The 8,705-nt window shown below is 73.6% G+C and carries 8 protein-coding genes and 1 pseudogene; 7 read left to right on the top strand and 2 right to left on the bottom strand.

Annotated elements, in window-relative coordinates; translation table 11 throughout:
• Positions 1–826, top strand: a pseudogene (locus SZN_RS41695) (hypothetical protein); the annotation flags it as partial.
• A gap of 40 nt (positions 827–866) precedes the next feature.
• On the opposite strand, the gene SZN_RS32970 reads toward SZN_RS41695, so the two are convergent.
• Positions 867–1,661, bottom strand: a complete 795-nt coding sequence (locus SZN_RS32970; protein ID WP_043734312.1) for a hypothetical protein — start codon at positions 1,659–1,661, stop codon at positions 867–869.
• Positions 1,662–1,914: 253 nt separating this feature from the next.
• Between SZN_RS32970 and purN the strand changes: the two genes are divergently transcribed.
• Both purN and purH read left to right on the top strand, forming a co-directional pair.
• Positions 1,915–2,589: a phosphoribosylglycinamide formyltransferase gene (gene purN, locus SZN_RS32965; protein ID WP_007503657.1), complete on the top strand. Its 675-nt coding sequence runs from the start codon at positions 1,915–1,917 to the stop codon at positions 2,587–2,589.
• Positions 2,586–4,151 (top strand): bifunctional phosphoribosylaminoimidazolecarboxamide formyltransferase/IMP cyclohydrolase, encoded by a 1,566-nt coding sequence (gene purH, locus SZN_RS32960; RefSeq protein WP_007503655.1) that lies wholly within the window; start codon positions 2,586–2,588, stop codon positions 4,149–4,151. Before purN ends, purH begins: the two co-directional genes overlap by 4 nt.
• Before the next feature lie 296 nt (positions 4,152–4,447).
• On the opposite strand, the gene SZN_RS32955 is transcribed toward purH, so the two are convergent.
• The gene (locus SZN_RS32955; RefSeq protein WP_007503652.1) at positions 4,448–5,143 is read right to left on the bottom strand and encodes an RDD family protein; all 696 of its coding nucleotides are present in this window, start codon (positions 5,141–5,143) and stop codon (positions 4,448–4,450) included.
• 258 nt (positions 5,144–5,401) lie between these two features.
• On the opposite strand from SZN_RS32955, the gene SZN_RS32950 reads away from it, so the two are divergent.
• The 4 genes from SZN_RS32950 to SZN_RS32935 form a co-directional block, all read left to right on the top strand.
• Entirely contained in the window at positions 5,402–6,256 is an 855-nt protein-coding gene (locus tag SZN_RS32950) for a bifunctional methylenetetrahydrofolate dehydrogenase/methenyltetrahydrofolate cyclohydrolase (RefSeq protein ID WP_007503650.1), read from the top strand.
• The gene (locus SZN_RS32945) at positions 6,246–6,725 is read left to right on the top strand and encodes a DUF3017 domain-containing protein (RefSeq protein WP_007503648.1); all 480 of its coding nucleotides are present in this window, start codon (positions 6,246–6,248) and stop codon (positions 6,723–6,725) included. Before SZN_RS32950 ends, SZN_RS32945 begins: the two co-directional genes overlap by 11 nt.
• 269 nt (positions 6,726–6,994) lie before the next feature.
• Positions 6,995–7,558 carry a helix-turn-helix domain-containing protein gene (locus tag SZN_RS32940; RefSeq protein WP_007503646.1) on the top strand — a complete coding sequence of 188 codons (564 nt, stop codon included), beginning with the start codon at positions 6,995–6,997 and terminating at the stop codon, positions 7,556–7,558.
• Between the two features lie 567 nt (positions 7,559–8,125).
• Positions 8,126–8,705 (top strand): helix-turn-helix domain-containing protein (locus tag SZN_RS32935; RefSeq protein ID WP_043734317.1); only part of this gene is annotated, 580 nt, incomplete at its 3' end.

Raw genomic sequence — 8,705 nt, 5'->3', positions numbered from 1 at the left:
CTGGCGCTCCCGCTCCGGCCGGGGCGCGCACGCCGAACGGGTGGCCGGGGCGCCGGCGCGGATCGGCGGACCCCGCGCGTCGGCCCCGGCGGGCGCCGAGGCGGCCCCGGGTCAGGGGCGGGCGCAGACGGGGCCGCACCCGGTCGCCGGACACCGAGCGGACCCGACCGGGCAGGCCGACGGCACCGGGGGAGCGCCCAAGGACCCGAAGGACGCGAAGGACGCGAAGGACCCGAAGGGCCGGGAAGAGCGCAAGGGCGGGGAGGAGCGGAAGGAGCCGAGGAAGTCCCGGGAGCCGAGGAAGCGGCAGTCCGCGGGGAGCGGGCCGTTCTCCGCGCTGGCCGCGGACCAGTACCAGGCACGGCAGGGTGACGGGCGGTCCGCCGGGTACGCCGGGTACGACGGGGACGCGGCGTACGGGGCCTTGGAGGGCGAGGCGTCCTACGGGGTGTACGCCCACGATCCGACCTTCGAGCCGGAGGGGTTCCCGCCCGACGGGCCGCCCGCGGAGCAGCCGCCGTCGTCCTGGCCCGGCGGCGACGCCTCGCGCGCGACGCGCTGGGCGGCGCTCAAGGAGGCGTCCGGGCCCGGCCGGGCGCCGGGGCTGCAGAACGCAGGCGACGCCGACGCCGACGCCGATGACGAAGCCGGCGTCGAAGCCGATGACGAAGCCGACGCGCGCACCGACCCGGAGCAGTCGGCGTCGGACACCCAGGACGCCGACGCCGGCATCCTCCCGAAGAGCGGCGGCAGCGGCGGGACGACCCCGGCCGGCCAGGACGGTCCGAACGCCCCCGAACGCCCTGAAGGCGACGAGCGGGACTGATCGCCGCAGGCCCCTCCGGCCCCGAAGGGACCGGCGGCCGTCAGTTCTGGGTGCCGAGCACCCCGCGCAGCTGCTCGGGCAGCAGAGTGGTGCACGACTGCTTGGCCTGGCTGGTCAGGGCGTCGTTCGTGCAGGTGTAGTAGTCGGAGTAGACCAGCTTCGCGGTGAAGACCCCGGCCACCAGCACCAGGGCCAGTGACGCCGTGACCAGGCCGCTCACCGCCGCGGTCGTCTGGGGCCTGCCGCCGGTCCGGGGAGCGGGGCTGCTGTCCGGGTCGGGTGTTCGGGGCTTGGCGCGCAGACTGGTGATGCCCCAGTACAGGGCGAGCGCGCCCAGCATCAGCGCCACGTACGGCCAGCCGAAGAGGGCGAAGAAGAAGGCCCACATGCCGCACAGCAGTGCGTAGCGCGCGCGGCGCTGGGCGGGGTCGGTGGGGTCCCAGCGCAGGCCCTGCCCCGGGCCGCCGCCGTCGGGGCCCTCCTGGCCGCCGCGGGGCTGCTGGCGGTCGCCGAAGCCGCCCTGGGAGCGGCCCGGCTGGCGGTCGCTCCACCGGCCGCCCCAGGAGGAGCGCTCGCCGCCCTCGCCGGAGTCCCGCGAGCCGTCCTCGCCCGAGGACCGCCGGCGCGGGCGCCACGGGCTGTCCGGTGTGCCCTTCGGGGGCGGGGCGAAGGGGTTGTCGTCCTTGCCGCCGTCATCCCGGCCGGAGCCGCCCTGTCCGCCCGAGGGGGCGTCCGGAGGGGAGTCGGGGCGCTCCCGACGCAGCATGCCGCCGCGCTCCCTTCCCCGCACCGGCAAAGGAGTGAGCGTGAGCAGTCGCTGGCTGCGGTCCGGCATCAAGTGAGCGTCTTCCCCTGTGGATGAGGCTGGATACGGCGGGTCGGACCGGCCGTCCCGCCATGAGCTGTCATCTCGTGAACGCACCGCGCACCGGCCGCGTTCCCGAGCCCGCTCCCCGCAGACGCTACCTCCCGGCCGCGCCCCCGTCCCATGGGGGCCGTCCCGAGTGCCGGTATCGTTGCTGGCGGTCGGCTGCTTCGTAGACTTCCCCGTATCCCGGGGCGCGATGCATTCGTATGAACGTACAAGCATGGACGGGCGTACCGTCGGCCGCTCGAAGAACGCACCCCCGAGAAAGGTCCCCGCCGTGGCCGCCAAGCGCCTCGTCGTGCTGGTCTCCGGATCCGGCACCAACCTCCAGGCGCTGCTGGACGCGATCGCCGAGGCCGGCTCCGCGGCGTACGGCGCCGAGATCGTGGCCGTGGGAGCGGACCGGCAGGACATCGAGGGGCTCGCGCGGGCCGAGCGGGCCGGGCTGCCGACCTTCGTGTGCAGGGTCAAGGACCACGGCAGCCGCGCGGAGTGGGACCGGGCCCTCGCCGAGGCCGTCGCCGCCCACGAGCCCGACCTCGTGGTCTCCGCCGGGTTCATGAAGATCGTCGGCAAGGAGTTCCTGGCCCGCTTCGGCGGCCGGTTCGTCAACACCCATCCGGCCCTGCTGCCCAGCTTTCCCGGCGCCCACGGCGTCCGTGACGCCCTCGCGTACGGGGCCAGGGTCACCGGATGCACCGTCCACTTCGTCGACGACGGCGTCGACACCGGGCCGATCATCGCGCAGGGCGTGGTCGAGGTCCGGGACGAGGACGACGAGAGCGCGCTGCACGAGCGCATCAAGGAAGTCGAGCGAAGACTGCTCGTCGAGGTCGTGGGGCGGCTCGCCCGCAACGGCTATCGCATCGAGGGACGAAAGGTAGTTATCCAGTGACCGCCGAGAGCAACAAGCGGGCCATCCGACGGGCGCTCGTCAGCGTCTACGACAAGACCGGTCTGGAAGACCTCGCGCGCGGCCTGCACGAGACGGGCGTCGAGCTGGTCTCGACCGGCTCCACGGCCGCGCGGATCGCCGCGGCCGGTGTCCCCGTCACCAAGGTCGAGGAGCTCACCGGCTTCCCCGAGTGCCTGGACGGCCGCGTCAAGACGCTGCACCCGCGCGTGCACGCCGGCATCCTCGCCGACCTGCGTCTCGACAGCCACCGCGAGCAGCTCGCCGAGCTGGGCGTCGAGCCGTTCGACCTGGTCGTCGTCAACCTCTACCCGTTCCGCGAGACCGTCGCCTCGGGTGCCTCGCCCGACGAGTGCGTCGAGCAGATCGACATCGGCGGCCCGTCGATGGTGCGCGCCGCCGCCAAGAACCACCCCTCGGTGGCCGTCGTCACCAGCCCGGTCCGCTACGGCGACGTCCTCGCGGCCGTCCGCGGCGGCGGGTTCGACCTCACCACCCGCAAGCGGCTCGCGGCCGAGGCGTTCCAGCACACGGCGGCCTACGACGTGGCGGTGGCGAGCTGGTTCGCCTCCTCCTACGCCCCGGTCGACGACTCGGCGTTCCCCGACTTCCTGGGCGCCACCTGGGAGCGCGAGAACACCCTGCGCTACGGCGAGAACCCGCACCAGCCCGCCGCCCTCTACACGGACGCCGCCGGGGGCGGTCTCGCGCGGGCCGAGCAGCTGCACGGCAAGGAGATGTCGTACAACAACTACACGGACACGGACGCCGCGCGCCGTGCCGCGTACGACCACACCGAGCCCTGTGTCGCGATCATCAAGCACGCCAACCCCTGCGGCATCGCCGTCGGCGCGGACGTCGCCGAGGCGCACCGCAAGGCGCACGCCTGCGACCCGCTCTCCGCCTTCGGCGGCGTCATCGCCGTGAACCGCCCGGTCAGCAAGGAGATGGCGGAGCAGGTCGCCGAGATCTTCACCGAGGTCGTCGTCGCCCCGGACTACGAGGACGGCGCCCTCGAAGCGCTCGCCAGGAAGAAGAACATCCGCGTGCTGCGCTGCCCGGAGGGTCCCGGCAGCCCGGTCGAGATCAAGCCGATCGACGGCGGCGCCCTCCTCCAGGTCACCGACCGCCTCCAGGCCGAGGGAGACGACCCGGCCCGCTGGACCCTCGCGGCCGGCGACGCGCTGGACGCGGCGGAGCTGGCCGAGCTGGCCTTCGCCTGGAAGGCGTGCCGTGCGGTGAAGTCCAACGCCATCCTGCTCGCCAGGGACGGCGCCTCGGTCGGCGTCGGCATGGGCCAGGTGAACCGGGTCGACTCCGCGAAGCTCGCCGTGGAGCGGGCCGGCGTGGAGCGCGCCCGGGGCGCCTACGCGGCCTCGGACGCCTTCTTCCCCTTCCCGGACGGGCTGGAGATCCTCACCGCCGCCGGGGTGAAGGCCGTGGTGCAGCCGGGCGGTTCCGTCCGAGACGACCAGGTCGTGGAGGCCGCGAAGAAGGCGGGCGTCACGATGTACTTCACCGGGACGCGGCACTTCTTCCACTGAGCGCCACCGGTTCCCGGGCCCGCCGTTCGCCGAACGGCGGGCCCGCCTCATGGCGAACCGCGCGGCGCCTTGCACTGTCGTCGATCCCCCGGCTGCTGGTCTACCTCAACGGTCGCTTGCGTCACACCAGTTGGGGCGAGGCTCTCGCCTGGGGGCGCGCGAGGGGTGGTGAAGGGGGCAGGGTGCACGCTGGGGAAGCGGACGGGCCGTGTCCCCCTCGCGCGGGGGGACACGGCCCGTGGTGGTGAGCGGCGTGCACGGCGCCCCCGGGGGACGCCGTGCGACGCGGCGTCAGCTCAGTGCTGGACGACCATCGTGCCGGCGGCCTTGTCGTGCCACCCCTGCTGACGGCCGGACTTGTCCCAGAACGGCGACAGGTAGACCAGCAGCTGGCCGATGCCGCAGGCGAGGCTGCCGACGATCGGGATGATCCAGCGGATGAACGCGGAGCCCATGCCCGGCTTCTGGCCGGTGTCGGCCTTCACGACCCGCAGGCCCACGGCCATCTTGCCGAGGGTGGCGCCCACCAGGCCGACCATCAGCCACTCGTAGAGCAGGCCGATGAGCGCGAAGATCATGATCATGCTGAAGACCGAGTTCATGATGCCGGAACTCGCGTCGTTGATGCACGTGTTGTAGTCGGCGGCGGACGGGTCGCAGTCCTTCGCCGCGTTGAAGGACCCGGCCACGCCGATCACGACGAGGACGGTGTAGATGATGCCGAACGCCACGCCGTCGATCAGGCGGGCGCCGAAGCGGCGGCCCATGGAGGCGACGCGGGGCGCCCCGGGGCCACCGGGGTAGCCGGGCTGCTGCTGCGGGTAGCCGTAGCCGCCCTGCTGCGGCACGCCCTGCGGGGCCTGGGGGTAGCCGTAACCGGGCTGGCCCGGCTGCTGCTGCGGGTACGCCGGTTGCCCCTGCTGGGGGTAGCCGTAGCCCTGCTGGGGGTCGTGCGGCTGACCGTAGGGTTGGTTGGGCGAGCCGAAACTCATGGCCGGTTTCCTCCGTTGCACATGCGGGGACGGTGCGGCACTGCGCGGAGGAACTTCACTATTGATGCGGTTTGCCCCCCGAACACGATCCGCGAAACTGCGCCGTTAATCGTTCTAGGTGCGGTGCGATTTTGTCCAGTCTGCGGCGGAAGCTGTTGTGCAGTCGCAATCTCGGCGATCTTGCCCGGGGCCGCCCCCTCGTGCGGCGGGCCCGAGCCGATTGGAACAGTGAGGGCGTCATCAAGGAGGATGGGAGGCATGACCGCCCAGATTCTCGATGGCAAGGCCACCGCAGCCGCGATCAAGTCCGATCTGACCGCCCGCGTGGCGGCGCTGAAGGAGAAGGGCGTCACGCCCGGCCTCGGCACGATCCTCGTCGGGGACGACCCCGGCAGCCAGAAGTACGTCGCCGGCAAGCACCGCGACTGCGCGCAGGTCGGCATCGCCTCGATCCAGCGCGAACTGCCCGCCACGGCGACGCAGGAGGAGATCGAGGCCGTCGTCCGCGACCTGAACGAGGACCCCGGCTGCACCGGCTACATCGTCCAGCTTCCCCTGCCCCGGGGCATCGACGAGAACCGCATCCTGGAGCTGATGGACCCGGACAAGGACGCCGACGGCCTGCACCCGATGAACCTCGGCCGCCTGGTGCTGAACGAGCCGGCCCCGCTGCCCTGCACCCCGAACGGCGTGCTGACCCTGCTGCGGCAGTACGGCGTCGAGATCAAGGGCGCCGAGGTCGTGGTCGTCGGCCGCGGCGTCACCATCGGGCGCCCGATGCCGCTGCTGCTGACCCGCCGCAGCGAGAACGCCACGGTCACCCAGTGCCACACCGGCACCCGCGACCTGGCGGCGCACCTGCGCCGCGCGGACATCATCGTCGCGGCGGCCGGCTCCGCCCACCTGGTCCGCCCCGAGGACGTCAAGCCCGGCGCGGCCGTCCTCGACGTCGGTGTCTCGCGCAGCGCCGAGGGCAGAATCGTGGGCGACGTCCACCCCGGCGTCGCCGAGGTGGCCGGCTGGATCTCCCCGAACCCCGGCGGTGTCGGCCCGATGACCCGTGCCCAGCTGCTCGTCAACGTGGTCGAGGCGGCGGAGCGCAGTGTCGCCTGACGGCGGCGCCCCGCGGGCGGAGGAGGAGATCGAGGTCCGGGACGCGGTGAGCGCGCCGGACGCGGAGGGCACGCCGCGCCGGACCACCCGCCGCTTCCCGCTGTTCACCCGGGACACCGCCCGGCCCGAGGGCGGCGGCCGCGCGGCGTCCGGTGACCTTCCGGCGCCCGCCCGGCAGTGGCCGGTCCTGCTGGTCATCGTGCTGGTCGGGACGGGACTGCTGATCACCGCGCTGGACGTGTTCCGGGTCGGCACCGTGCTGATCGGCGTCGCCCTGCTGATCGGCGCCGCGCTGCGGTGGCTGCTGCCCTCGGTCGGCATGCTCGCCGTGCGCTCGCGCTTCACGGACATCGTCACCTACGGCCTGCTGGGCCTCGTGATCGTGCTGCTGGCGCTGATGGCGCAGCCGGACCCGCTGCTGAAGATCCCGTTCCTGAAGGACGCGCTGCACTTCACGGTGGACCGCTGAGCCGTCCGCGTGCCAGGACGGCGCCCGTCCCCCGCCCCGGGGGACGGCGTCCGGGGAAGACGGCCCGTCCTCTCCCCCCGGGGAAGGACGGACCGCCGTCCGCGCCCCACCCTCGGGCAGGGCGGGGGTGCCCTGCCACGCCTGTCCGCGCGCTGTGGCACGGAAGTGACCGTTCCGCCATGTCGTGTCCGCCGGGTGACGGCCGCGGACCGGGAACCGCGGTGCCGTGTCCCGTCGTCACCCGATCGAATTCGGTTCGGAGGTGAGCGATGAGCGCCTGGCAGCCGCTGGCCGGGGAACTGCCGCCGGAGGTACGGCACTTCGTGGAGCAGTTGCGGCAGCTCAAGGACGGTACGGGCCTGAGTCTTGTCGCGCTCGGGGCGCGTACCGCCTACAGCAAGTCCTCCTGGCAGCGCTATCTCAACGCCACGCAGCCGCCGCCCCGGCAGGCCGTCCTCGCGCTGTGCCGGGTCGCCGGCGTCGGCAAGGAGGAGGCGGAACGCTTCGGCGTGCGCTGGGAGTTGGCTGTGCGGGCCTGGCCGAAGCCGGTGACGGTGCCCGGCAGGGCGGAGGACACCGGCGCGGCGGCCTCCCCCGCGGACCCGGCGCGCGAGACGGGTGGGGCAGGTGGGGCAGGCAGGGCAGGTGGGGCAGGTGAGACGGGCGAGGCATGCAGGGGGCACGAGGAGTACGAGGACGATCCCACGCTGCCGTGGTGGGACGCGCCGCCCGAGCGGCCCCGCCCGCCGTCGCGGCGGCTGCTGGTGGTCGCCGTGTCGCTCGCGGCGGTGCTGGTCCTCGCGGCCGTGGTAGGCGCCCTCGCGCTGGGCTGAGGCCGGGAGGCGGAGGGGCGGGCGGGGTAGGGGCGCAGAGGCACAGAGGGGCAGCCGGGTGGAGGGGCAGCCGGGTGGAGGGGCGGACGAGGCCGATGACGCCGACGGCGTCCGGGAGTTGCCCGCGACCGACGTGTCCGTAAGCCCCGTACGCCCCGGAAGGTCCGTAAGCCCCGGAAGGGGCGCATGTCGCACGCGTGATCGTCGCTGATTCGTCCGTGGCACGTTGTGGTGACAAGTTCGCTTATTCGTGCGGAAGTTGTTCGGGAACACGGCCGGTTCGGTCGATCCCGGAGGCCGGGCGGCGTCCCGCGGTCCTGCAAGGGCTTACTGGCGGGGATACGCCCGCCCGCACGGCGTACCGGTGGAACACTGGACGCCCTGTGCCGGGTGTGCGACGCGCGCGTCCGCGGTCCGGGATGCTCCCGTGCGCCCCCACCCCGGGAACTGGGCTCCTCGCCGGGCGCATCCCTGTGGGTAGCCAGAACGGGGCTCGGCGCACGGCGCCACGCGCGGGGGACACGCGAGAGAACCACCAGCACGCTTCGGGGGAAGAGGGGGGAAGCAATGCCTCGTTGGAGGGCCTTGCCGGACGAGATGGACCCGCAGGTCAGGGAGTTCGCGAGTCAGTTGCGCCGACTCGTGGACCGCAGCGGCCTGAGCGTCGCCGCGCTGGCCGACGGGACGGGATACAGCAAGACGTCCTGGGAGCGGTATCTGAACGGACGGCTGCTCGCGCCCAAGGGCGCGATCGTGGCGCTGGCCGAGGTCACCGGCACCCATCCCGTCCATCTGACGACGATGTGGGAACTCGCCGAACGCGCCTGGAGCCGTTCGGAGATGCGCCACGACCGGACCATGGAGGCGATCCGGATCTCGCAGGCCCGCACGGCCCTGAGCGAGGTCGGGGCCCCGACGGGAGGCACGAGGGCGAACGCGAGGGCGGGTGCGAAGGCGGGTGCGAAGGCCGCCGGGTCCGCCCCTGCCGGGGGCGTGACGGCGACGCCCGGGGTGGCCGGCCCGGCGGGCGTGGCGCCGACCGTGCCGCCCGTCCCGGCGCAGCCGACGGCGCCCGAGGTGGCCGACTCGTCGGTGCGGGGCGGCGCCGTGAGGGATTCGGCCGCACGGGACGCCGCACGGCACGCCG

It is taken from the genome of Streptomyces zinciresistens K42, from assembly GCF_000225525.1.
Lineage (GTDB): Bacteria > Actinomycetota > Actinomycetes > Streptomycetales > Streptomycetaceae > Streptomyces > Streptomyces zinciresistens.
The sequence above is the reverse complement of the archived record's forward strand: the minus strand, read 5'-3'. Positions and strand labels throughout refer to the sequence as shown.